The 22,631-nt window shown below is 71.6% G+C and carries 18 protein-coding genes; 10 read left to right on the forward strand and 8 right to left on the reverse strand.

The annotated features are described in order from the left end of the window. Positions 1 to 5: 5 nt before the first annotated feature. From ABZT93_RS04430 to ABZT93_RS04455, 6 genes are all read left to right on the forward strand, one after another. Positions 6 to 1,073, forward strand: coding sequence for an ABC transporter substrate-binding protein (locus ABZT93_RS04430; protein ID WP_356098746.1), 1,068 nt, complete (start codon positions 6 to 8; stop codon positions 1,071 to 1,073). After that, complete coding sequence (locus ABZT93_RS04435) at positions 1,070 to 1,918, forward strand: ABC transporter permease (protein WP_356098748.1); 849 nt, start codon at positions 1,070 to 1,072, stop codon at positions 1,916 to 1,918. The genes ABZT93_RS04430 and ABZT93_RS04435 overlap by 4 nt, the downstream gene beginning before the upstream one ends. Continuing rightward, positions 1,894 to 2,619, forward strand: a complete 726-nt coding sequence (locus tag ABZT93_RS04440) for an ABC transporter ATP-binding protein (protein WP_356098751.1) — start codon at positions 1,894 to 1,896, stop codon at positions 2,617 to 2,619. The genes ABZT93_RS04435 and ABZT93_RS04440 overlap by 25 nt, the downstream gene beginning before the upstream one ends. Then, on the forward strand, positions 2,616 to 3,959 hold the full coding sequence (locus tag ABZT93_RS04445) for an LLM class flavin-dependent oxidoreductase (RefSeq protein WP_356098754.1): 1,344 nt from the start codon (positions 2,616 to 2,618) through the stop codon (positions 3,957 to 3,959). Before ABZT93_RS04440 ends, ABZT93_RS04445 begins: the two co-directional genes overlap by 4 nt. A gap of 14 nt (positions 3,960 to 3,973) precedes the next feature. Next, positions 3,974 to 4,870 (forward strand): TauD/TfdA family dioxygenase, encoded by an 897-nt coding sequence (locus ABZT93_RS04450; protein WP_356098756.1) that lies wholly within the window; start codon positions 3,974 to 3,976, stop codon positions 4,868 to 4,870. Between the two features lie 113 nt (positions 4,871 to 4,983). Further along, entirely contained in the window at positions 4,984 to 6,369 is a 1,386-nt protein-coding gene (locus ABZT93_RS04455; RefSeq protein WP_356098759.1) for an amino acid permease, read from the forward strand. Positions 6,370 to 6,586: 217 nt separating this feature from the next. On the opposite strand, the gene ABZT93_RS04460 is transcribed toward ABZT93_RS04455, so the two are convergent. The 3 genes from ABZT93_RS04460 to ABZT93_RS04470 form a co-directional block, all read right to left on the reverse strand. Further along, the gene (locus ABZT93_RS04460) at positions 6,587 to 7,363 is read right to left on the reverse strand and encodes an SAM-dependent methyltransferase (protein WP_356098762.1); all 777 of its coding nucleotides are present in this window, start codon (positions 7,361 to 7,363) and stop codon (positions 6,587 to 6,589) included. Between the two features lie 12 nt (positions 7,364 to 7,375). Next, positions 7,376 to 8,005, reverse strand: coding sequence for a histidine phosphatase family protein (locus ABZT93_RS04465; RefSeq protein WP_356098765.1), 630 nt, complete (start codon positions 8,003 to 8,005; stop codon positions 7,376 to 7,378). Positions 8,006 to 8,480: 475 nt separating this feature from the next. Next, positions 8,481 to 9,914, reverse strand: coding sequence for an FGGY-family carbohydrate kinase (locus tag ABZT93_RS04470; RefSeq protein ID WP_356099776.1), 1,434 nt, complete (start codon positions 9,912 to 9,914; stop codon positions 8,481 to 8,483). Positions 9,915 to 10,012: 98 nt separating this feature from the next. On the opposite strand from ABZT93_RS04470, the gene ABZT93_RS04475 reads away from it, so the two are divergent. Both ABZT93_RS04475 and ABZT93_RS04480 read left to right on the forward strand, forming a co-directional pair. Continuing rightward, on the forward strand, positions 10,013 to 11,056 hold the full coding sequence (locus ABZT93_RS04475; RefSeq protein ID WP_356098768.1) for a 2-hydroxyacid dehydrogenase: 1,044 nt from the start codon (positions 10,013 to 10,015) through the stop codon (positions 11,054 to 11,056). Between the two features lie 16 nt (positions 11,057 to 11,072). Then, on the forward strand, positions 11,073 to 12,500 hold the full coding sequence (locus ABZT93_RS04480; protein WP_356098771.1) for an FGGY family carbohydrate kinase: 1,428 nt from the start codon (positions 11,073 to 11,075) through the stop codon (positions 12,498 to 12,500). 257 nt (positions 12,501 to 12,757) lie between these two features. Here the strand turns inward: ABZT93_RS04480 and ABZT93_RS04485 are convergent, their stop codons facing one another. Then, positions 12,758 to 13,420, reverse strand: coding sequence for a DsbA family protein (locus ABZT93_RS04485; protein WP_356098773.1), 663 nt, complete (start codon positions 13,418 to 13,420; stop codon positions 12,758 to 12,760). Between the two features lie 136 nt (positions 13,421 to 13,556). Here ABZT93_RS04485 and pepN point away from each other — a divergent pair, with 136 nt between their 5' ends. Both pepN and ABZT93_RS04495 read left to right on the forward strand, forming a co-directional pair. Continuing rightward, positions 13,557 to 16,142: an aminopeptidase N gene (gene pepN, locus ABZT93_RS04490; RefSeq protein ID WP_356099778.1), complete on the forward strand. Its 2,586-nt coding sequence runs from the start codon at positions 13,557 to 13,559 to the stop codon at positions 16,140 to 16,142. A 205-nt stretch (positions 16,143 to 16,347) separates the two neighbouring features. Next, positions 16,348 to 17,406: a hypothetical protein gene (locus ABZT93_RS04495; protein WP_356098776.1), complete on the forward strand. Its 1,059-nt coding sequence runs from the start codon at positions 16,348 to 16,350 to the stop codon at positions 17,404 to 17,406. A 67-nt stretch (positions 17,407 to 17,473) separates the two neighbouring features. On the opposite strand, the gene ABZT93_RS04500 is transcribed toward ABZT93_RS04495, so the two are convergent. The 4 genes from ABZT93_RS04500 to ABZT93_RS04515 form a co-directional block, all read right to left on the reverse strand. Next, positions 17,474 to 18,676, reverse strand: coding sequence for a glycosyltransferase (locus ABZT93_RS04500; protein WP_356099780.1), 1,203 nt, complete (start codon positions 18,674 to 18,676; stop codon positions 17,474 to 17,476). A gap of 143 nt (positions 18,677 to 18,819) precedes the next feature. Continuing rightward, positions 18,820 to 19,956, reverse strand: a complete 1,137-nt coding sequence (locus tag ABZT93_RS04505; RefSeq protein WP_356098779.1) for a serine hydrolase domain-containing protein — start codon at positions 19,954 to 19,956, stop codon at positions 18,820 to 18,822. Positions 19,957 to 20,054: 98 nt separating this feature from the next. Next, positions 20,055 to 21,821: a TIGR03767 family metallophosphoesterase gene (locus ABZT93_RS04510; protein WP_356098782.1), complete on the reverse strand. Its 1,767-nt coding sequence runs from the start codon at positions 21,819 to 21,821 to the stop codon at positions 20,055 to 20,057. A 233-nt stretch (positions 21,822 to 22,054) separates the two neighbouring features. Continuing rightward, positions 22,055 to 22,501, reverse strand: coding sequence for an NUDIX hydrolase (locus tag ABZT93_RS04515; RefSeq protein ID WP_356098785.1), 447 nt, complete (start codon positions 22,499 to 22,501; stop codon positions 22,055 to 22,057). Positions 22,502 to 22,631: the final 130 nt, after the last annotated feature.

The following is a 22,631-nucleotide window of genomic DNA, read 5'->3' on the forward strand; positions in this document are numbered from 1 at the left end:
TTCCCATGTCTTTTTCCCGCACGTCCGGCATCGACCGGCGGCTGTTCCTCTCCTCGGTCCTCGGTGCCGCGGCCGGTGTCGCCGGCCTCAGCGGCTGCACCTCCAGCAGTGCCGCCGCCGACGCCAAGGACGCCCTGTCCGCCCCGCTCGCCGGCAAGGTCCCCGCCGGTACGAGCCTGAAGATCGCCTCGTATTCCGGCACCCAGCAACTACAGCTGAAACTCGGCAGACTGGGTGAGTTGCCGTTCAAGGTGTCCAGTTGGGCGAATATCAGCGCCGGGCCCGATGTCATCAACGCCTTCCGGTCCGGCTCCCTCGACGTGGCCAACAATGCGGGAATCCCGCCGATCCAGGCGCACTTCCAGGGCTTCGACGCGAAAATCGTCGCGATCAACATCACCCGTAAACCGAACTACCTCTTCGCCACCAAGCCCGGCAGCGACATCCGCTCTGTCGGGGACTTCAAGGGGAGGAAACTCGCGTTCTCGCAAGGCCAGGCCCAGGGCGTCGTGCTGCTGCGGGCGTTGAAGAAGGCCGGGCTCTCCTACGACGAGGTGAAGCTCGTCCCGCTGACCAGCAACCAGTTCTTCACCGCCCTGCAGTCCGGTCAGGTCGACGTGGCACCGCTCGCCAACAGCCAGGCGCCCGCCTACCTCCAGCAGTACGAGGCCAAGGGTGCGCACGCCATCACCACCGACGTGGTCGACCTGCTCAACCTGCTCTGGGCGCCGACCTCGGTGCTGGGCGACCCCGCGAAGGCCGCCGCGGTCGCCGCGTACATCCCGTACTGGGCCAAGGGCGCGGTGTGGTCGTACGAGCACCCCGACATCTGGAACGAGGAGTTCTACGTGAAGACGCAGAACCTGACGCTCCCCCAGGCGAAGGCAGTCACCGCGCTCGCCAACAAGCCGCTGTTCCCACCGAGCTGGGACGAGGCGATCAGGTGGGAGCAGGAGACCGCGGATCTGCTGGCGGAGGGCGGCTTCGTGAAGAAGTTCGACGTGGGCGAGCTCTTCGACCACCGATTCGAGGGCATCGCGGCGAAGTCCGTGGCCGCGGAGTACCGGAGGTGAGCGCCGTGACCACGACCGGAGCCGTCGTCACGGTCGCCCCGGCTGAGGACACCCCCCAGGTCCGCAGGCGCCGTCGGCTCTCCCCCGGCAAACGCCTGCCCGCGGCCCGGCTCACCGGACCGGTCCTGTTCCTCGCCCTGTGGGCCGCCGCCTCCGCCGCCGGACGGCTCGACCCGGGCGCGATCCCACCGCCGTGGACGGTGGTGCGGACCGGTGTCCGTCTGTGGACCGACGGGACGCTGCCGACCGACGTCCTGACCTCGCTCCAGCGGGCCGCCTCGGGCTTCGCGATCGGCCTGATCGCGGGCGTTCTGCTGGCCCTGGCCTCCGGGCTCAGCCGGACCGGCGAGGCGCTGATCGACGGGACGGTGAACCTCAACCGGGCGATCCCGCCCCTCGGTCTGATCCCGCTGTTCATCCTCTGGCTGGGCATCGGCGAGACCTTCAAGATCGTCATCATCGCGATCGTCGTCTACATCCCGATCTATCTGAACACCCATGCCGCGCTGGCCGGCATCGACCACCGCTTCGTCGAACTCGCCGAGGTCCAGGGGCTGTCGAGGTTCGCCTTCGTACGGCAGATCGTCATCCCCGGCGCGCTGCCCGGATTCTTCGTGGGACTCCGGCTCGGCGTCACCGGGTCCTGGCTGGGCCTGGTCGTCCTGGAGCAGATCAACGCCACCAGCGGACTCGGCTACATGATGTTCCAGGCCCAGAACTACGGCCAGAGCGATGTGATCCTCGTCGGTCTCGTCGTCTACGGCCTCTTCGGCCTGGTCTCCGACAGCGCGGTCCGTCTCGTCGAACGGAAGGTGCTGTCATGGCGACGCACACTGAGCAGCTGACCCGGCCGGCCGTACGGCTGCGGGGCCTGACCCGGTCGTTCGACGGGCGTACGGTCCTCGACGGCATCGATCTGGACATCCCGGCCGGACAGTTCGTCGCCCTGCTCGGGCACAGCGGCTCCGGCAAGAGCACCCTGCTGAGGGCGGTGGCGGGGCTCGACCACGAGGTGGTCGGGAGCGGTCGGCTCAGCGCTCCCGAGCGGGTGTCCGTGGTCTTCCAGGACTCCCGGCTGCTGCCCTGGCGGCGGGTGCTGGACAACGTCCTGCTGGGCACGGACGGCGAGGACCGGGGACGGCAGGCGCTCGCCGAAGTGGGTCTCGCCGGCCGCGAACGCGCCTGGCCCAACGAGCTGTCCGGCGGCGAGGCCCAGCGCGCCGCTCTCGCCCGCTCACTCGTCCGCGAACCCGAACTCCTGCTGGCCGACGAGCCGTTCGGCGCCCTCGACGCGTTGACGCGCATCAAGATGCACGGGTTGCTGCGCGAGCTGTGGAAGCGCCACCAGCCGTCCGTCCTGCTCGTCACCCACGACGTGGACGAGGCGATCGTGCTCGCCGACCGGGTGCTCGTACTCGAACAGGGCCGCATCGGCCTCGACCTGACCATCGACCGCCCGCACCCGCGCTCGTACCGGGACCCCCTGCTGGGCGAGTACCGCGAACGACTGCTCGCCGCACTCGGCGTCACGGAGGACCACGCATGACCGCAAGACAGCTCCACCTCAACGCGTTCCTGATGAACACCGGCCACCACGAGGCCTCCTGGCGGCTGCCCGAGAGCGACCCGTTCGCACACGTCTCCCTCGACCACTTCGTCCACCTCGCCCGGATCGCCGAGCGCGGCACCTTCGACTCGCTGTTCCTCGCCGACGGGCCGCAGCTGTGGAGCGACCTCGCCCAGCGGCCCGCCGGTGCGCTGGAGCCGCTCACGCTGCTGACCGCGCTGGCGACGGCCACCGAGCACATCGGGCTGATCGCGACCGCGTCCACGTCCTACAACTCGCCCTACAACCTGGCCAGGAAGTTCGCTTCGCTGGACATCATCAGCGGTGGCCGGGCGGGCTGGAACATCGTCACCACGGCCGGCCGGGAGGCCGCCCGCAACTTCGGTCTGGAGCACGAGCCCGCGCACGCGGACCGCTACGCGCGGGCCGCCGAGTTCCTGGACGTGGCGCTCAAGCTCTGGGACAGCTGGGAGGACGACGCGATCGTCGGCGACAAGGCGGCCGGCGTCTGGGGCGACGACGCGAAGGTCCACCCGCCCCGGCACCAGGGGACGTACTTCAGCGTCGAGGGCGCGCTCAACGTGCCGCGCACCCCCCAGGGTTACCCCCTGCTCGTGCAGGCGGGCTCCAGCGAGGACGGCAAGGAGTTCGCGTCCCGGTACGCGGAGGCGGTGTTCACCGCCCAGCAGACCATCGAGGACGCGCGGGCCTTCTACGCCGATCTCAAGTCGCGTACCGCCGCGGCCGGGCGGGACCCCGACCACATCAAGGTGCTCCCCGGCATCGTCCCCGTCATCGGCGCCACGGAGACCGAGGCGCTGGCGAGGGAACAGGAGCTGGAGGACCACATCGTGCACCGGCACGGAGTGGCCAACCTGGAACGGCTGCTGCAACTTCCGGAAGGCACGCTGGAGTTGGACCGGCGACTGCCCTCCGACCTGCCGCCCGAGTCCGCCGTGGAGGGTGCCAAGAGCCGCTACACGCTCGTCGTGGAGCTGGCCCGGCGCGATCGCCTCACCGTCCGGCAGCTGATCGGGCGGCTCGGCGGCGGGCGCGGCCATCTCACCTTCGCCGGTACGCCCGAGCAGGTCGCCGACGCCATCGAGACCTGGTTCACACAGGGTGCCGCGGACGGCTTCAACATCATGCCCCCGGTCCTGCCGTCCGGCCTGGACGCCTTCGTCGACCACGTCGTCCCGATCCTGCGCACCCGCGGTCTGCTCCGCACAGAGTACGGCGGCCGCCCGCGGCAGACCCTGCGGGAGCGCTACGGCCTCCCCCGCCCCGCGAACCAGTACGCCCAGCCCGTCCACGCCTAGGAAGGACCCCTCCCATGCCCGGTATCGAGATCCGCAAGGTCACCGCGAACATCGGCGCCCACGTCTTCGGCGCCGACCTCTCCAAGCCCCTGGACGAGGAGACGGCCACCGCGCTCCGCGAGGCCCTCAACATCCACAAGGCGCTGATCTTCAGCGACGTGAACCTCGACGACGAGGGCCAGCAGGCCTTCGCCCGGCACTTCGGCGAACTCACCACAGCCCATCCGACCGTGCCCGCCGTGGACGGCGCCCCGAACGTCCTGCCCGTCGACAGCGAGGGAGGACGCGCCGCCAACAACTGGCACACCGACGTCACGTTCGTCCTCAACCCGCCCCAGGCCAGCACCCTGCGCAGCCTGACGATCCCGCCGTACGGCGGCGAGACGCTGATCTCCAACTCGGCGGCCGCGTACCGGAATCTGCCGGAGCCGCTGCGCCGGCTGGCCGACGGACTGTGGGCCGAGCACACCAACGACTACGACTACGCCGTACCGGAGGAGACACTGGACGAGGAACAGGCCGCCCGGCGCGCCCAGTTCACCTCGATCAAGTACCGCACCGCCCATCCGGTGGTCCGCGTCCACCCGCTGACCGGTGAACGCGGGCTGTTCATCGGCGGGTTCGCGCAGCGGATCGTGGGGCTTTCGGTGAGCGAGTCCCGCAAGGTCCTCGAGCTGCTCCAGGCGTATGTGACCCGGCCGGAGAACCTGCTGCGGCACCGCTGGTCGGAGAACCAGCTCGTGCTCTTCGACAACCGCATCACCCAGCACTACGCCGTCGACAACTACGACGGTCTGCCGCGCCGACTGCACCGGGTGACCGTCGCCGGGGACGTGCCGGTGGGCATCGAGGGCAAGGAGAGCTACTCGATCGAGGGTGACGCCTCGCACTACACGGCCGTAGCCGCGTAGTCACAGCCGGTGCCGGAGATGTCCACAGTCTGGGCGTCCTCCCCTCTGACCTGGGGAGGACGCCCAGACTGTGGGCGTTTTTGCCCGTCTCACGCACTGGACGAACCACGCCCATGCCCAGCACCACCGTCAAGGCCCCACAAGAGCCCGACGCCTCCCTGTCCCACGGCCTCAAGCAGCGCCATCTGTCGATGATCGCCCTCGGCGGGGTGATCGGTGCCGGACTGTTCGTCGGTTCCGGCGCGGGGATCGCCGCCGCCGGACCGTCGATCGTCCTCGCCTACACGCTTTCCGGCCTCCTCGTGATGCTGGTGATGCGCATGCTCGGCGAGATGTCGGCCGCGTACCCCTCCTCCGGCTCCTTCTCCGCGCACGCCGAGCGGGCGTTCGGGCCCTGGGCGGGCTTCACCGTCGGGTGGTCCTTCTGGATCCTGCTGTGCACGGCCGTGGGGCTCGAGGGCATCGGCGCGGCGAAGATCGTGACCGGCTGGCTGCCGGGGACCCCCGAATGGGCCTGGGTGGCCCTGTTCATGGTGGTCTTCTGCGTCACGAACCTGGCCGCGGTGAAGAACTTCGGCGAGTTCGAGTTCTGGTTCGCGGCCCTGAAGGTGGGCGCGATCGGCCTGTTCCTGGTTCTCGGGGTGCTGGCGATCGCCGGTGTCCTGCCCGGCACGGACGCCCCGGGCGCCGCGAACCTCACCGGCCGAGGGGGCTTCTTCCCGGGCGGCGGCGAGGGCCTGGTCGTCGGCCTGCTCGCCTCCGTCTTCGCCTACGGCGGCCTGGAGACGGTCACCATCGCGGCCGCCGAGTCCGAGGACCCGGTGCGCGGGGTGGCGAGTGCGGTCCGTACGGCGATGTGGCGCATCGCGCTGTTCTACATCGGCTCGATGGCGGTCATCGTCACCCTGGTCCCCTGGGACGCGAAGGCTGTCGTGGACAAGGGCCCTTACGTCGCCGCCCTCGACGAACTGGGCATTCCGGGGGCGGGGCAGCTGATGAACGTCGTCGTCCTGGTCGCCCTCCTGTCCGCGATGAACGCCAACGTCTACGGCGCCTCCCGCATTGCCCGCTCCCTGGTCGCGCGGGGCCTCGGGCCCAGCAGCCTGGGGCGGGTCTCCGGCGGTGCCCCGCGCCCGGCGGTCCTCGCCTCCAGCGTCTTCGGCCTCGTCTGCGTGGCCCTCAGCTACTGGCGCCCCGACGACGTCTTCTCCTGGCTCCTCAACATGATCGGCGCGGTCATCCTCGCCGTCTGGGGCTTCATCGCCGCCTCCCAGTTGCGGCTGCGCCGCGCGCTGGAACGCGAGGCCCCGGAGCGGCTGGCCGTCCACATGTGGGCGTTCCCGTACCTGACCTGGGTCGCCCTCGCGGGCATGGCCGCGATCCTCGTCCTGATGGCCCGCGAACCGGCCACCCGCGTTCAGCTGTACTGGACGGGCGGGATGACGCTGGTGCTGGCGGGTGCGGGATACGCGTGGCAGCGGGCGCGCGCCGAGTCCTGAGCCCGCCGCGCCGAAAGCCCCTCCCGCACCATCCGTAAGACCCCGGTCCCCCCACGGAGGTCTTTTTGTTGCTAGCGTGCAGTTGCAAGCAATACGCAATAAGAGGTTCGGTATCGCACCGCGCCTCCCGCCTCGTGATCGCCTTCTCACCCGAACACAGGCGGGCGGAAACCCCCGCGAGGACGTGACTCGCGGGGGTTCCCCATGGGTCGAGAGGTCAGGGCTTGCGGCCCACGCCGCCGTGCTGGCCGATCGGAGCGGGGGCCGAGTCGCCGTCCGGGCGCCACAGCGGGACCGACACCACGCCAGGGTCCACCAGGTCCAGACCCTCGAAGAACGCCTCGATCTGGTCGACCGGGCGCAGGAGATAGGGCACCGCGCCGGTTTCGTTGTAGGCGTCCTGGGCCTGTTCGTAGTCCGGGTCGGTGCCGCGGGAGCCGTCGTTGACGCACAGGTAGCTGCCGGAGGGCAGGCCCGCCACCAGTCGGCGGACCAGGTCTCGGGCCAGGTCGTAGTCGGTGACATGGCCGAGGATGCCGCTGAGGATCAGGGCGGTCGGGCGGGTGAGGTCGAGGGTCCGGGAGGCCGCCTGAAGGATCGTCTCCGGCTCGTAGAGCGTCAGGTCCTCGTACGCCGTCTCGCCCTCCGGGGTGGAGGTGAGCAGGGCGCGGGCGTGGGCGAGGACGAGCGGGTCGTTGTCGACGTAGACGATCTTCGATTCGGGGGCGAAGCGCTGGGCGACCTCGTGGGTGTTGTCGACCGTGGGCAGCCCGGTGCCGACGTCCAGGAACTGGCGGACGCCCGCCTCCTCGACCAGGTACCGGATGCTGCGGCCGAGAAAGGCGCGGCTGCTGCGGGCGATCGTGACGATGCCGGGGAAGACCGCCGTGTAGGCGTCGCCGGCCGCCTCGTCGACGGGGTAGTTGTCCTTGCCGCCGAGCCAGTAGTTCCAGATCCGGGCCGAATGCGGCACCGAGGTGTCGATCTCCGTCATGGGCCTATCGTGCTACGACCTGTCCGGCTCGCACGGCACATTGAGGGAGAGAAGTGCGGCGGATCCGTCCTCGCCGAGCCGGAGTTCGGTGATCGCCGCGTTGCGCAACCGCGGGAACACTCTGCGGTACTCCCCGAGCGGGATCGACAGCAGCGCGCACAGCACCAGCCGCAGCAGGGTGTTGTGGGCGACGACGAGGACGCGCCCGCCGGGGTGGGCGGCGGCGATGCGGCGCAGGGCCTCGGTGCCCCGGGCGGCGGCCGCCGTCGGGTCCTCCGCGCCGGGGAAGGGGTACGTCACCGGGTCCGCGCGGTACGCCTCGGCCGCGTCGGGCACCTCGGCGGCGAACTCCGTAAGGGTACGGCCCTCCACCACCCCGAAGTCGCACTCCCTCAGGCCCGGTTCACGGTGCGGGGCGATGCCGAGGGCACGGCAGGCCGGGTCGGCGGTGGCGATCGCCCGCGACAGGGGCGACGTCCAGATCGCGTCGGGGCGGTGCGCGGTGGCCCACCGCCCGAGCGCGTCCGCCTGGGCGCGGCCCTCGTCGGTGAGGCCGATGTCGCTCACGCCCGCGTAACGGTTCTCGGCGTGCCAGATGGTCTGCCCGTGCCGGGCCAGCAGCAGGGTCGTGCTCGTGCTCATGAAACGGTCCGCTCGGTCGAGGTCGAGGTCGGGGTCAGGGTGGGCCGTTGTCGAGGGGCGGCCATGGGTGCCGCGCGGAACCGCCACCGGCCCGGAGGCGGCTACCCGGAGCGGGCAGAAGTACCCGCCGCCCGGGCGACCCGGACACGCGGCGCGGGCGCCCGGCCGGAGTCGCCGTCGGCAGACGTGCCCCGCACGCGGCGGGAGTGCGGTCATGGTGCCCCGGTGTCCCGGGCCAGGCGACCGCGCGCGGGAGCCGCGACCTGTGCGGGGAGCCGCCCCGGGGCGGTGAGTTCGCGGCCCGGACGGGTACGGCTCGACGCGGGCGCCCCGACGCGGGCGCCATCGGCCGGGGTGTCCCTCACGGGGCGGGGGTGCGGTCATGAGGTCGCCGCGTTGCCGGCCAGGCTTTCGCGCGCGTAGGCCGCGACCGGTGCGGGGAGCCGGCCCGGGCGGTGAGTTCGCAGGGATGCGGTCATGAGGTCGCCTTGTTCCCGGCCAGGCGGTCGCGCGCGTGGTTCGCCAGCTCTGGGGAGAGCCAGTCGCGCGCGGTGAGTTCGTCGACGAGGCGGGCGTACGGCTCGGCGAAGAGGGCCGTGCGGCCGGGGCGCGGTTCCACGAGCGTGCGGATGCGGACCATGTGCTCGGCGGCCTCCGCCAGGGGGGTACCGGTCGTGCCGTGCAGCGCCAACGCGGCCATTCCCAGGGCCGGTTCGGTCTGTTCGGGGACGCGGGCCGGGCGGCCGAGGATGTCGGCGCGGAGCTGGTTCCAGTACGGGCTGCGGGCCGCGCCGCCGGTGAAGGCGAGGGGGCCGTCGAGCGGGGCGCCCAGGTGGTGCAGGTAGTCGAGGCAGAGGCGTTCCGCGAACGCGACGCCCTGGAGGAGCGCGGCCCACCGGTCGGCGTCGTCGGCGGGGGTGCCGATGAGGAGGGCGGTGGCGTCCGGGGCGAGGAAGGGGAACCGCTCCCCGCGGGACACCAGCGGGTAGGCCACCGCACCGGACGGCTCGAATCCGGCCGCCCGTCGGTCCATGGCTCCGGGGTCCACGTCCGACGGGAGCGCCCCGGCGCCCACGCTCGACGCCCCGCCGGGCAGCCAGGTACCGCCCGGCGCACGGTGGTTGTAGACCACGCCGGTCGGGTCACGGACCGGGTCCGGGGCGGCCCCCTTCAGCACCAGGGTGGTGCCGAGCACCGAGTTCCAGGAGCCGTGCCGCAGGGCGCCCGCCGCGATCTGGGCCGCGCAGCCGTCGGTCATCCCGGCGATGACGGGGGTCCCGGCGGGGATGCCGGTCGCGTCCGCGGCGGCCGGGCAGACCTCGCCGAGACGGGTGCCGGGCAGGACGACCTCGGGAAGGTCCAGGGCGATGTCGGGCCAGGCGTCGCGCTCGACGTCGTAGCCCGTCTTGAGCGCGTGACTGGAGTCGGTGGGCACCGGCCGGCCGACCAGACGGGCGGTGACGACGTCGGGCTGGTGGGTGACCCGGCCCGCTCCGCCGTACTCCCGCACCAGCCACAGCGCCTTCGGCAGCGCCCACGTGTCCTGGACCGCGAGGCCCGCCGTACGCAGTCCGGCCGCCTCCTGCGCCGCGCGGGCGTCGTCGTACATGAGCGCCGGGCTCGTCGGCCTGCCCTCCGGGTCCGTCAGCAGGACCGTCCCCGATGTCCCGCACACGGCCAGTCCGCCGATCCGTACACCCGTCCGGGTGAGGAGCGCGGAACGGCACGCCGTGCGCACCGCCGCCCACCACTCCCCCGGATCCTGCTCGTGCCGCACGCCCTCGCGGCGACCGCCGAGCGGGGCGGAACCCGTGCCCAGCACGGTTCCGTCGGCCGTGACCGCCAGCGCGCGCACGCTCTGGGTGCCGAGGTCGATCCCCAGCCACGCCGTCTCGTTCTCGTCCGTCATCCGTGTCATCGAGGGCCTCCCACCCGCACGGGGTCTATGCGTACCCGGGATCCGCGGCTCAACATCGTCTCAGTGAAGCGACGACTCGGAGGTCGACGATGACCCGGAGGACCGATCCCGTACGTGTCGTGGCGGCCGGCGACCACTTCGTACTGCCGGAGCTGATCGCCGGGGCCGTCGAGGCCGAGCTGGGCGGCATCGCCGCGGAGACGAAGGAGGTGACGCTCGGCTGGCCGCTGGAACCCTTCGGGCCCGTCTCGGAGGTGACGGAGGCGAGCGACGCCGAGGACGAGCTGATCGAGGCGCTGGACGGCGCGGAGGTCCTCGTCACCCAGATGGGCCCGGTCACCGAGCGGGTGCTGAACGCCGCCGACAGCCTGCGGCTGGTCGTCGTGTGCCGGGGCGGCCCGGTCAACGTGAACCTGGACGCGGCCAAGGCCCGTGACGTCCGGGTGTGCTTCGCGCCCGGCCGCAACGCCGCCGCCACCGCCGAGTTCACCGTCGGCATGCTGCTGGCCGCCGTGCGCCGCATCCCGCAGGCCCACGACCTCCTTGCCGGACAGGGCAGTTGGGAGGGCGGCGCCGCCTACTACACGTACCAGCACAGCGGCCTGGAGCTGGAGGACCTGCCCGTCGGACTCGTCGGCTACGGCGCCGTCGGCAGCAGGGTCGCGCGCGTGCTGTGCGCCTTCGGGGCGCAGGTGATGGTGTACGACCCCTATGTGCGCGGCGAGATCCACGGCCTGCGCGTGTCCTCCCTGGACCAGCTCCTGGCCCGCTCCCGGGTGATCACCCTGCACGCCCGTCTCACCGCCGAGACCCGCGGCCTGATCGGCGCCCGCGAGCTGGCGCTGCTGCCGGAGGGCGCCGTCGTGGTGAACGTGGCCCGCGGCCCGCTGATCGACGAGAGCGCCCTGTGCGCCGCCCTCGAAGTCGGCCGGCTGTCGGCCGCCGCCCTCGACACCTACGAGCACGAGCCACTCCCCCCGGACTCCCGCCTGCGCGCCCTGGCCGACCGGGTCGTGCTGACCCCGCACCTCGGCGGGGCGAGCCGTGCGGTGGCCGAGAAGGCGGCGAGGATCGCCGCGGAGGAGGTGGGCCGCTGGGCGCGTGGGGAGCGGTTGGCGCACTGCTTGACGTGACCTGGAAGGGAGTTTCATGTACGTCGGTATCGATGTGGGCACGTCCGTCGTCAAAGCCGCCGCCTTCGACAGCGGGGGCCGTCAACTGGCCGTCGAGTCACGCCCGGTGGAGCTCTCCCTGCACGGCGGCTACGTCGAGCAGGACATGGAGGAGGTGTACGAGGCGGTCGTCGAGGTCCTCGGCAAGCTGACCGGGCGGGTGCCGGAGCCGGTGGAGCTGGCCGGGCTGACCGGGCAGGGTGACGGGGTGTGGCTGGTCGACCGGGAGGGCCGGCCGGTGCGGTCGGCGCTGTCCTGGATGGACGGGCGGGCGCACGCACTGCTCGACCAGTGGCTCGCGGACGGCACTTTCGAGACGGTGTTCCGGCGGACCGGCGGCGCGATGTTCCCGGGCTCGCCGGGGCCGCTGCTGGCCTGGCTGGACCGGTACGACCCGAAGTCCCTGGACGCGGCTTCCGCGGCCGTGTACTGCAAGGACATGGTCTTCCAGCGGCTCACGGGGGCCGCGCGGGCGATCACGGACGTGTCGGACGCGTCCATGCCCTTCCTCGACCCGCGGACCCGGTCGTACGACAACCGGGTGGTGGAGCTGCTGGGGCTCACCCGTCGCAGGCGGCTGCTGGCATCCGTCGGGGATCCGATCGCCACGGGTGAGGCGCGGGGCGACGGGCTGCCGTCCGGGACGCGGCTGTCCAACGGGCCGTACGATCTGCCGGCCTGTGCGCTGGGCGCGGGGGTCACCGCGCCGGGCGACGGACTCCTCATCGTCGGCACGTGTCTGGCCGCGCTCGTCGCCACCACCGAGCTGGACCTGACCGGTGAGCCGGCCGGGCTGTACATCTCCACCGACCGGCCGGGGCACCGGTTGCGAGCCATGCCGGCGATGGTGGGTACGGCCGCGCTGGACTGGGTGCTGTCGACGACCGGTGTCGCGCACGCGGAGGTGGACGACCTGCTGGCGGCGACCCCGCCGGGGGCGGACGGGGTGCGCGTGCTGCCGTACTTCGCCCCCTCGGGGGAGCGGGCGCCCTTCGTCGAGCCTCATCTGCGGGCCGAGCTGAGCGGGGTGTCGCTGGAGACGTCCAAGGCGGATCTGATCCGGGCGACTTGTGAGGGGATCGGGTACGCGGCCAGGCACTGTCTGGAGGCGGCCGGTCTGACGGGGTCGCTCGCGGTGTGCGGGGGTGGGACGCGGAGTTCGGCGTGGATGCAGTTGCTCGCCGATGTGCTCGGGCGGCCGCTCAGGGTGGTCGAGGGGGAGGTGGGGGCCCGGGGAGCCGTGTTGGCGGCGGCTGAGCGGTACGGGGTTTCTCTCGACGCCGGAGCGTGGACCGAACCTACGGCCATTGTTGAGCCGGATCCTGGGCATTCCGCGTATTACTCCAAGGGGTTCCAGGAGCATTTGGTGCGGTTGGATGAGGCTCGGGGACGGGCCGGTCGTTAGCTGCGGCGGCGTCGTGGCTGGTCCCCGCGCCCCTGGGTGGGCTGGAGTGCACGGTGTTCATGCGGTGCTCGAACTGTGGTGGGTCGCTTCAGGAGTTCCGGAGACTCACCGACGAGGAGCAGAAGTTCGTCCGGGAGCACAAGCCCAGGCACACCAGCCTGGGCTCGTACTTCCGGTGTGCGCGTGAAGGGTGTCTGCGGTATCAGCGACGCGGGGACCAGAAGGACGGGGGGTCCTTCCCCGAGCCGGAGAAGTGACTACAGGTTGCTGAAGTCCGGGCCCTTGGTGCGGCTGCGCTTGATCTCGTAGAAGCCGGGGACCGAGGCGACCGCCACCGTGCCGTCCCAGAGACGGGCGGCCTCCTCGCCCTTGGGGGCCGGGGTGACGACCGGGCCGAAGAAGGCGATCTGCTCGCCGTCGGGGCCGGGGACCGCGATGACCGGGGTGCCGACGTCCTGGCCGACCTTGTCGATGCCCTCCTTGTGGGAGGCGCGCAGCTCGGCGTCGAACTCGAAGTCCTTCTGGTCGAAGTACTCGATCAGGTCGGCGGGCAGGCCGACCTCCGCGAGGGCGCCTTCGACGGCCTCGCGCGTCGGGCCCTGGCCCTCGTTGTGGATACGGGTGCCGAGGGCGGTGTACAGCGGGCCGAGGATGTCGGAGCCGTGCTTCTGCCAGGCCGCGGTGACCACCCGGATCGGCTGCCAGGCCTTGGTCTCCAGCAGCTCGCGGTACTCCTCGGGCAGCTCGTCGATCTTCGGCTCGTTCAGCACCGCCAGGCTCATGATGTGCCAGCGCACCTCGATGTCCCGGACCTTCTCGACCTCCAGGACCCAGCGAGAGGTCATCCAGGCCCAGGGGCACAGCGGGTCGAACCAGAAGTCGACAGGGGTCTTGCCGGAGGCGCTCGTGGTCTCGGACATGGGTCTCCTAGAAAAGTGTTCGTTTCAACCCCCAACACTGCTCACCGCCCACCCCATTCCCAGCTGACCGATGTCAGGAGCACATGGCAGGATCGGGCCTGTCCGCATGCTGAACACCATCCGAGGGAGCATCGCCGTGCCCGGTGAGAATCTGTCCCGTGACGAGGCCCGGGAGCGGGCCGCCCTGCTGTCCGTCGACGGGTACGAGGTGTCCCTCGACCTGCGCTCGGCGGTGGGTGACGAGCCCGGGGACGGTCCGCGCACCTTCCGGTCGGTGACCACCATCCGCTTCCGGTGCAACGAGCCGGGGGCCACCAGCTTCGCGGACCTGATCGCCCCGAGTGTCACCGCTCTCTCGCTGAACGGCCGGGACCTCGACCCCGGTGCGGTCTTCGACGGCTCCCGGATCGCCCTGGAGGACCTGGCCGCCGACAACGAACTGGTCGTCGACGCCCAGTGCGCCTACTCCCGCACCGGCGAGGGCATGCACCGCTTCGTCGACCCCGAGGACGGCGAGGTCTACCTCTACACGCAGTACGAGCCCGCCGACTCCCGCCGCGTCTTCGCGAACTTCGAGCAGCCGGACCTCAAGGCGCCCTTCCGCTTCGAGGTGCGGGCGCCGGAGGGCTGGACGGTGTGGAGCAACGGGGCCGGCTCGGAGAGCGACGGCGTCTGGCGGTTCGCGGAGACCAAGCCGATCTCGACGTACATCACCTGCGTCACCGCGGGCCCGTACCACTATGTGACGGACTCCTACGAGCGTGTCCTCGACGACGGCACCCGCCTGGAGATCCCCCTCGGCGCCCTGTGCCGCAAGGGGCTCGCCCCCCACTTCGACTCCGACGACGTCTTCCTCGTCACCAAGCAGGGCCTGGACTTCTTCCACGAGCACTTCGACTACCCGTACCCCTTCGGGAAGTACGACCAGGCGTTCGTGCCCGAGTACAACCTCGGCGCGATGGAGAACCCGGGCCTGGTGACCTTCCGCGAGGAGTTCATCTTCCGGGGCAAGGTCACCCGGGCGTCCTACGAGGGCCGGGCCAACGTCATCCTGCACGAGATGGCCCACATGTGGTTCGGCGATCTGGTCACCATGGTCTGGTGGGACGACCTGTGGCTGAAGGAGTCCTTCGCGGACTTCATGGGCACCTTCGCCAACGTCGGCGCGACCCGCTTCAAGGACGCCTGGATCACCTTCGCCAACCGCCGCAAGGCCTGGGCCTACCGCGCCGACCAGCTGCCCTCCACGCACCCCATCACCGCCGACATCCGCGACCTCCAGGACGCCAAGCTCAACTTCGACGGCATCACGTACGCGAAGGGTGCCTCGGTCCTGAAGCAGCTCGTCGCGTACGTCGGTCAGGACGCGTTCCTGGAGGGCGCCCGGCGCTACTTCAAGCGGCACGCGTACGGCAACACCCGCCTCGGTGACCTGCTGTCGGTGCTGGAGGAGACCAGCGGTCGGGACATGGGCACGTGGGCGCGGTCCTGGCTGCAGACGGCCGGGGTCAACTCACTGACCCCGCAGGTGCTGCTGAGCGCCGAGGGCCGGGTCGACGAGCTGGCGGTCGTGCAGGAGGCCGCCGAGTCGCACCCGGAGCTGCGGCCGCACCGGGTCGCGGTCGGGCTGTACCGCCGTACGCCCGAAGGGGCTCTGGAGCGGTACGCGCGCGCCGAGGCGGACGTCGACGGACCTCGTACGGTCGTGGCGGAGCTGGCCGGTGCCGAGGCGCCGGAGCTCGTGCTGGTCAACGACGACGACCTGACGTACTGCAAGACCCGCTTCGACGCGGGCTCCCTGGAGACGCTGAAGGCGGGGCTCGGTGACCTCACCGACCCGCTCGCCCGCGCCCTGTGCTGGTCGGCGCTGTGGAACATGACGCGGGACGCGCTGCTGCCGGCAAGGGAGTTCATCGACATCGTGCTGCGCTTCGCGGGCCGCGAGTCCGACATCGGCGTCCTGCAGATGCTGCACGCCTGGGCCGAGTCGGCCCTCGTGCACTACGTGGCTCCCGAGTGGCGGGAGACGGGCGCGGGGCTGCTCGCCGAGGGCGCCGAGCGGGAGCTGCTCGCCGCCGAGCCGGGCAGCGAGCAGCAACTGGCGTGGGCGCGGTCCTTCGCGCGCACGGCCGTGGGCGGGGCCGCCTTCGACCTGTTGCAGGGCCTGCTGGACGGCACGTCGGCCATCGAGGGGCTGGACGTCGACCAGGAGCTGCGGTGGGCGTTCCTGCAGCCGCTGACCGTGTGGGGGGTCGCCGACGAGAAGGCGCTGGCCGCCGAGCTCGCCCGCGACGACACCGCCTCCGGCAAGCGCCACCAGGTCCGCTGCCTGGCGGCCCGGCCCTCCGAGGCGGTGAAGGCGCAGGCGTGGGCGCAGGTCGTGGAGTCCGACGCGCTCTCCAACGCGCTGGCCGAGGCGACGATCGCGGGGTTCGACCAGCCGTCCCAGCGCACCCTGCTGGAGCCGTACACGGAGAAGTACTTCGCGGTGATCGAGCGGGTCTGGAAGGACCGTTCGATCCAGATCGCGATGAACATCGTCTCGGGGCTGTTCCCCTCCCTCCAGGACTCGCCGGCGACGCTGGAGGCGGCCGACGCGTGGCTCGCGGCGCACGAGGACGCGGCGCCTGCGCTGCGCAGGCTGGTGCTGGAGGGGCGGGACGATCTGGCGCGGGCACTGCGGGGGCAGGAGTGCGACGCGCAGACCGTCAATCACGGATGACCTTTGGCCTGAGCTTGGGCGTCCGGTAGCCGTTACGAAATCCGTTCCATCACAGCCGTAACCCCTGGTCCCACCCGAATGGACCAGGGGTTTTCGCTCCTCCTCGGCATCCGAACACCCGTCCTTTAGTACTGCCTTGTCCGTATTTGTCGACGAGCGTGTAACAGCGGTTAGCGGGCGGCCCTGAGGCGGGAATCTCCGCTGCATGAACCACAACACCCCGGTCCCCCCGCTCTCCCCCCGTCCCCTGCGTCACCTGTCCGAGGTGCATCGCCGGGTCGTCACGGCCGGCCGGCTGCGTGCGACCGGCGTCTCGGTCGCCGAGGCCGACGAGCAGTGCCGGCCCGGCGGCCCCTGGCAGCAGATTTTCCCCGGTGTCTTCCTGCTCCACCCGGGCCCGCCGACCAGCGAGGAGCGGTTGCACGCGGTGCTGATGTACGCGGCACGGGAGCAGAGCGCCGGGGTCCCGACGCAGCCGGGCGCGGAGGAACCGCACCGCCCCGTCTACGCGGACGCGATGATCACCGGCCTCGCGGCGCTGACGCTGCACGGCTTCAGCTCCACCCCGCCGCTGCTCTCCCTGGACCGGATCGACGTCCTGGTCCCGAGGATGCGCCGGCTGCGCTCGACGAGCGGGGCGCGGATCGTCCGCACGTCGGCGCTCCCCGCAGCCGAACAGGTCACCGGCCTCCCGGTCGCCCCGGTGCCGCGCGCCCTCGCCGACGCGGTCACCGAACTGACCGACGCGGGCGCGGTACGCCGGCTGCTGACGGAGGCGGTACGCGGCGGACACTGCGAACCGGCCGCGGTCGTCCGGGAGTTGACCAACGCCAAGCTGCTGAGCCGCCCGCACGTGGTGGACGCGGTGGACTCCCTGCTCGCCGAGGGCCGCGCCATCGCGGAGGACCGCCTGTACCGCATGGTCCAGGAGTACGGCCTGCCCGACCCGGTGTGGAACGTCGACCTGAGGCTGCCGGGCGGCCCCCACCTGGGCGGCCTGGACGCCTACTGGCCGGAGCAGGCGGTCGCGATCGAGCTCGACACCCGCGCTCCTCGGCAGAGCCACCGGCAGGACGACGACGCGCTGTGGTCGGAGTACGCCCGCAAGCGCGAGCACCTGGAGCGGCTCGGCATCACGGTCGTCCACATCACCCCGCGCAAGCTCCGGGACGCGATGGAACAACAGGCGACGGTGATCCGTACGGCGCTCATGGCCTCCGGCGACCGAGATCCGGCCGCCTATGTCGTGGTGCTGCCCCGGTAGTGACGGACCGGGGCGGGACCAGGAGGGGAGAGGAGGGGCCACGGCACTGGGGAGCCGGGGCCCCTCCTCATTGCGGGTGCGGCCGCTGGAGCGGGTCGGGCAGCGCGGGGAGGACGGTGCCCGCCGCGGCGCGGTCCAGCAGGGTCGCGTACGACGCGATCATCCGGGTACGGCTGAAACGTTCGCGGGTCGTCGCGAGGGCCGGGGCGAGGTCGGCGCGTGCGGCCACCGCCTGCGACCACGCCGCCGCGATCACCTCCGGGTCCGGGGCCGTCACCAGGCCGTGGCCCGCCACGATCGCGGCGCTGTCGCCGACGTCCGTCGCCACCGGGACCGCCCCGCACATCATGCCCTCGATCAGGCACAGCGGGGCCGCCTCACCCCAGGCGGAGGTGAGGGCGACGACGTCCGAGGCGGCGTACAGCGCCTCCATGTCGCGCCGGACGCCCAGCAGGCGCAGCCCCCGGTCCGCCAGGGGCGTCGCCCCTCGGAACGCCGTCGCGATGTCCGCGGTGAGCCCCGGGTTCGCGGCCGTCATGCCCGCCCCGCACATCAGGACCTGCCCTTCCGGGACGCGGGCGAGCCAGGCGCGGGCGGCGGCGAGCAGCAGGGGGACGTTCTTCATGGCGTCGTAGCGGGCGGCGAAGACGACCACGGGGGCCGCGGGGTCGATGCCGAATCCCGTGCGGACCGCGAGGCGGCGGGCGGCATCGGGGCGGAAGCGGAAGAGGTCGACGCCGTTGGGGATCACGTGGAGCAGGTGGGAGGGGATCCCGGCGGCCCGGTACGCCGCCCGGGTCGACTCGGCGCAGCAGACGCAGGCCACGACCGTGCCGTCGGCGATGGCCGCCTTCAGTTCGTCGAGGGCGGTGCCCTGGTTCTCCGGGTCGGAGCGGTGCAGGCAGACCACGACCGGGCGGCGCGGCAGCCCCGCCTGGTTGAGCAGCCGCAGCGGCTGTTCCTTGAGGGAGAGGATGACGTCCGCGCCGGCCGTCGCCCGGGCTGTCTCGGCCAGTTCCGGTCCGGTGAAGTCGGCCGAAACGCCGGTGCTCCGGAAGGTGCGGCCGAGGGAGGTGACGCCCACCCCGGCCGCGGTCAGCGCCCGGTAGCAGGTGTCGTCCTCCATCCGCTGCCGGGTCGCCTCCCGGTGGACCTCTCCGTACAGGCTCAGCACCTGATGGTGCTGGCCGCCCTCGGTGAGGCCCAGCACGATGTCGCTGTGCACGATCCGGGCCCCACCGGAGAAGAAACCCTCGTAGACCGACAGCACTCGCAGTTCGTGTCCCGTACGCACACGACCACCCGCCTTGCACACAGATCGAGCCATCCCCGTGAAGTGCGGGTTAGCCGATATGAGGCGGTACGGACATTACGTCCGGATGAACGGCGTGCTTCCGATCCGGGTCGGCGCGCCTACTCGCCGCAGAACTCCGCCTCGACGACCGCGTCGCCGTCCCCCGACCGGTCGCCGTTGAAGTTGAAGGCGAGGGAGTGCCGGCCGTCGGCCGTGGTCACGGCCACGGAGCTCGAACCGTGGATGCCGCCGTCATGGCCCCAGACGTGGACCCCGCAGCTGAGCTCGCGGTCCAGGAGACCGAGGCCGTAACCGGCGTTCGGGATGCCCTCGACGGTCACGGTGGTCTTCATCTCCTTCAGCTGTTTCGGCGGAAGCAGCCGCCCCTTCAGCAGGGCCGCGTAGAAGCGGTCCAGGTCGGCCGAGTCGGAGATCATCTCGCCCGCCGAGGAGGCGAGGGAGGGGTTCAGCCTCGTGACGTCGTACGTCGGTCCCGCCGCCGTCTGCGCCAGCTTGGAGTAGGCCCGGCTGCTGGGCCGCGGGACGGTGACACGGGTGCCCGGGACCGAGGTGGCGGTCAGGTGCAGCGGGGCGATGATCCGGTGCCGGATCTCCTCGCCGTACGAGCGCCCGGTGACCTTCTGGATCACCATGCCCGCCAGTACGTAGTTGGTGTTGGAGTAGTTCCAGGACGTGCCCGGCGCGAAGTCCGGCTGGTGGGCCATGGCGATCGCGACGAGCTGCTGGGGCGTCTGCGTGTCGTAACGGTGCGCGAAGAAGCCGTCCTTGAGGAAGTAGGTGCGCGCGAACGTCTCGTCGGCGGTGTAGTTGAAGATCCCGCTGGTGTGGTTGAGGAGCTGGCGGACGGTGATCCGGCGGCCGTCGTGGCCGTTGCCGTGGACCACGCCGGGCAGCCACTTGTCCACCGTGTCGTCGAGCGACAGCCGTCCCTCCGCCTCCAGTTGGAGCAGCACGGTGGAGACGAAGGTCTTGGTGATGGACCCGACGCGGTAGCGGTCGTCCGCCGTGCGCGGCGCGCGCGTCCTCAGGTTGCCGACCCCGGCGGTGGTCGACCAGGTGCTCCGGCCGTCCTTCGCGGTGAGCGTCACCCCCGGCACACCGTCCTTCACCACGGCGCGGACGGCCTGCCGGGTCGCCTCGTGGGTGTCGGCCCCGGCCGCCGTCGCCGGGGCGGCGAGGCCGGTCGCGAGTGCCACGGCGGTCGCCCCGACCACCACAGTCGTGCGTACGGTCATGTCTTCCCCCAGTCCGGACACGCTCGGCGAGCGTGATCGGCGGGAAAGACCCGGGCCGCGGGCACAAGGTTGAGGTGGCGCGTCGGGTTGAGCCGGTTTCAGCCCTTCCGCAGCACCAGCTCCGTGTTCCGGTCCCCCGCGGCGCCGCCCAGCTTGCTGTTGGATCCGGGGGCGTTGTAGGCCAGTTCGCGGTAGAGGGCCGCGAGGCCGGTCTGGGAGAGGTCGGTGAAGTCGGTGCGGTGGGGGGCCGCGGACTCGACCAGCGTGGTGAAGATCGAGACCGTGCCGTCCTTGTTGTCGGTGAGCTCGATGACCCGGGCGAGGTGCGGGAAGTCGATGTGGGAGGCGGTGGAGATCTCCCAGAAGGAGCGGCCGTCGGGGGCCGAGTGGGCGGTGATCGCGTTGCGGTGGATGTGGCCGTTGACCCAGGCGAGGACGTTGCTGTGACTGGCGAGGAGGGCGATGACCTCCTGACCGTTGTGCCGGCGCTCGCCCGGGTGGGCGGGGTCGGGCTGGGTGTTGTCCATGGAGTCGCTGGTGTGGTGGCTGAAGACGACGACGTAGGAGTCCTTGTTCTCCCGCAGCGTCCGGTCCAGCCACCGCAGCTGCCCGGTGCCGATGGACCCCTGGAAGTGGCCGCCCGGGTCGGTGGTGTCGAGGCTGATGCCGACCACGTCGTCGGCGATCCGGAAGCTGTAGTACTGCGTGCCCGCGTCGAGGTTGGCGGTGGAGTAGCCGTGGCCGACCGGACCGACACCGCGGTGCGCGGGGTCGAGGTGGGCCGTGAGGTAGTCGTGGGCGGTGTAGGGGGCGCGCCGCTCGTCGGGGGTGACCGAGCGCATGTTCCGGGCGTGCGCCTTGAGCAGGTCCCGGAAGGCGTGGCCCTGGGGGTCCTTGCCCTTCCTGAGCATGTCCTGGAGCTTCTTGGACTCGGACGCGGGCAGCGACATGAGCTTCTTGCCGCCGACGGCGTACTCGGCGAGCCAGGAGTCGCCGTGGCCGAAGCAGCCGAGCGGCAGGCTGTCGTGGTTGCCGACCGTGGAGTACCAGGGGATGTTCAGGCCGGGGCTGTTGAGCTGCCGGACGGCGGCGGCCAGGTAGCCGTGCAGGTGCGGAAAGCCGAGCTGCTTGTCCTGGTCGCGGGTGGTGGAGTCGGGCTGCCAGTACTGCTTGAGGCCGCTGTTCTGGACGCCCTCGTAGTGGCGCGGGTCCCCGGAGTTGGGGGTGATCCGGCCGCCGCTCATGACGGTCAGGAACCAGTCGAGCTCGGTGCGCGAGTTGTTGTCCGTGTTGTCGCCGGTCGTCATGGCGAACTGGAGCGGGGCGCCGGTGGCGGGGCCGCCGCGCAGCGCGTTGATCCGCTCGACGAGCGAGATCGCGCCCGGCACGGTCAGGGCTTCCTGGGGCCGCCAGGCGTGCACGTCGGTGGAGCGCAGGTACTCCAGGCGGATCGGGTGCTGGCTGTCCATCAGGTGCAGGTCGGTGAGCTGCACGAACGCGGCCAGTGCGGTACGGCGGCCGGCCCGCCCGGCCTTCGGGGCGGCAAGCTCCGAGCGGACCTTGCGGCTCCAGCCGGGACCGTTGCCCAGGCGCCGGTAGCCGGAGCTGGTGCGCGGGGCGGCGACGGAGGCGACGGTGGTGCCACGGGTGTACGGGGCGAGGGGGACCTCGGCCGGGGCCGCGGCCTCGTGGACGGTGCGGGCCACCGGTGCCTCGGCGGCGCCGGCGGTGGTCGCGGCCTGGCTGTCGGTGGGCCGCAGGGCGTAGCCGACGCCCGCGGAGACGGCGGCCGCGCCCGCGGCGGCGAGGACGGTACGGCGGTGGACCCCCAGCGTGGTGCTGGCGACAGAGCGTATGCGCGACATGGCGCGATCTCCCCGAGTGCGAACTGCGTCGGCAGTGGTCGCGGGGTGATCGCGTTCGCGAACAACCCGCTCGCATTGGATGCTTGGCACCGGGAATGACCTGCGCGTGAACGAGACGGCAACGCGCAACGCCGATCACCGTACGTGGATCTTGGCCCACCCTGCGCGTTCAGGAGCGCTCGTCGAACGGCCCGGGGGCGGTCACTTTGTGTTCATCTTCCGGGGTACGACACCTAGTCCCCGGGCCGTCCGGCCACTGGCCGCTCCCGCCACAGCCGCAGGCCGAAGTCGACCAGCGGCACCCGGTTCAGCGCCGGTACCGCGTCGAGGTCGTGCCACTGGGCCATGTCCGTGGAGCCGCCGACCTCGAACCGCAGCTCGCCGCCGGTGATGCGGGCCTCGTACACGAGCCCCACGCCGTGGTGGTCGACGGTGCGGCCGAAGCGGCGGCGGAGCGGGAGCCGGCGGGACGTGACACCGAGCAGGCCGGTCACCTCGATGCGGTAGCCCGTCTCCTCCTCCACCTCCCGCAGCACGGTGTCGTAGGGGTCCTCGCCGTGCTCCAAGCCGCCGCCGGGCAGCGTCCACTCCGGCCGGCCGTCGTTGAGCCAGCGGGGGAGCAGGACCTGTCCGTCGCGAACGCATATGGCGTAGGCCGCCACCCTCAACGTCTTGCGCATAGGAGGAAGTTAGCCCGCGCAGGGGGAGCACCGAGGGGTCTCGGCACGTCGAGGAAAAAGGCTGCCCAAGAGGCCCGCAGGGCGAATTGCCCGCTTTCTTATGGGACTTCACCGATGTCCACAAAGGGCA

This window comes from Streptomyces sp. NPDC005303 (assembly GCF_040607335.1).
Taxonomy (GTDB): domain Bacteria; phylum Actinomycetota; class Actinomycetes; order Streptomycetales; family Streptomycetaceae; genus Streptomyces.

Excerpts from the sequence above, each read along its gene's own strand:
- ABZT93_RS04430 (WP_356098746.1), top strand. The coding sequence starts at position 6 with ATGTCTTTTTCCCGCACGTCCGGCATCGACCGGCGGCTGTTCCTCTCC.
- ABZT93_RS04440 (WP_356098751.1), top strand. The coding sequence starts at position 1,894 with ATGGCGACGCACACTGAGCAGCTGACCCGGCCGGCCGTACGGCTGCGG.
- ABZT93_RS04445 (WP_356098754.1), top strand. The coding sequence starts at position 2,616 with ATGACCGCAAGACAGCTCCACCTCAACGCGTTCCTGATGAACACCGGC.
- ABZT93_RS04450 (WP_356098756.1), top strand. The coding sequence starts at position 3,974 with ATGCCCGGTATCGAGATCCGCAAGGTCACCGCGAACATCGGCGCCCAC.
- ABZT93_RS04455 (WP_356098759.1), top strand. The coding sequence starts at position 4,984 with ATGCCCAGCACCACCGTCAAGGCCCCACAAGAGCCCGACGCCTCCCTG.
- ABZT93_RS04460 (WP_356098762.1), bottom strand. The coding sequence starts at position 7,363 with ATGACGGAGATCGACACCTCGGTGCCGCATTCGGCCCGGATCTGGAAC.
- ABZT93_RS04465 (WP_356098765.1), bottom strand. The coding sequence starts at position 8,005 with ATGAGCACGAGCACGACCCTGCTGCTGGCCCGGCACGGGCAGACCATC.
- ABZT93_RS04470 (WP_356099776.1), bottom strand. The coding sequence starts at position 9,914 with ATGACGGACGAGAACGAGACGGCGTGGCTGGGGATCGACCTCGGCACC.
- ABZT93_RS04475 (WP_356098768.1), top strand. The coding sequence starts at position 10,013 with ATGACCCGGAGGACCGATCCCGTACGTGTCGTGGCGGCCGGCGACCAC.
- ABZT93_RS04480 (WP_356098771.1), top strand. The coding sequence starts at position 11,073 with ATGTACGTCGGTATCGATGTGGGCACGTCCGTCGTCAAAGCCGCCGCC.
- ABZT93_RS04485 (WP_356098773.1), bottom strand. The coding sequence starts at position 13,420 with ATGTCCGAGACCACGAGCGCCTCCGGCAAGACCCCTGTCGACTTCTGG.
- ABZT93_RS04495 (WP_356098776.1), top strand. The coding sequence starts at position 16,348 with ATGAACCACAACACCCCGGTCCCCCCGCTCTCCCCCCGTCCCCTGCGT.
- ABZT93_RS04505 (WP_356098779.1), bottom strand. The coding sequence starts at position 19,956 with ATGACCGTACGCACGACTGTGGTGGTCGGGGCGACCGCCGTGGCACTC.
- ABZT93_RS04510 (WP_356098782.1), bottom strand. The coding sequence starts at position 21,821 with ATGTCGCGCATACGCTCTGTCGCCAGCACCACGCTGGGGGTCCACCGC.
- ABZT93_RS04515 (WP_356098785.1), bottom strand. The coding sequence starts at position 22,501 with ATGCGCAAGACGTTGAGGGTGGCGGCCTACGCCATATGCGTTCGCGAC.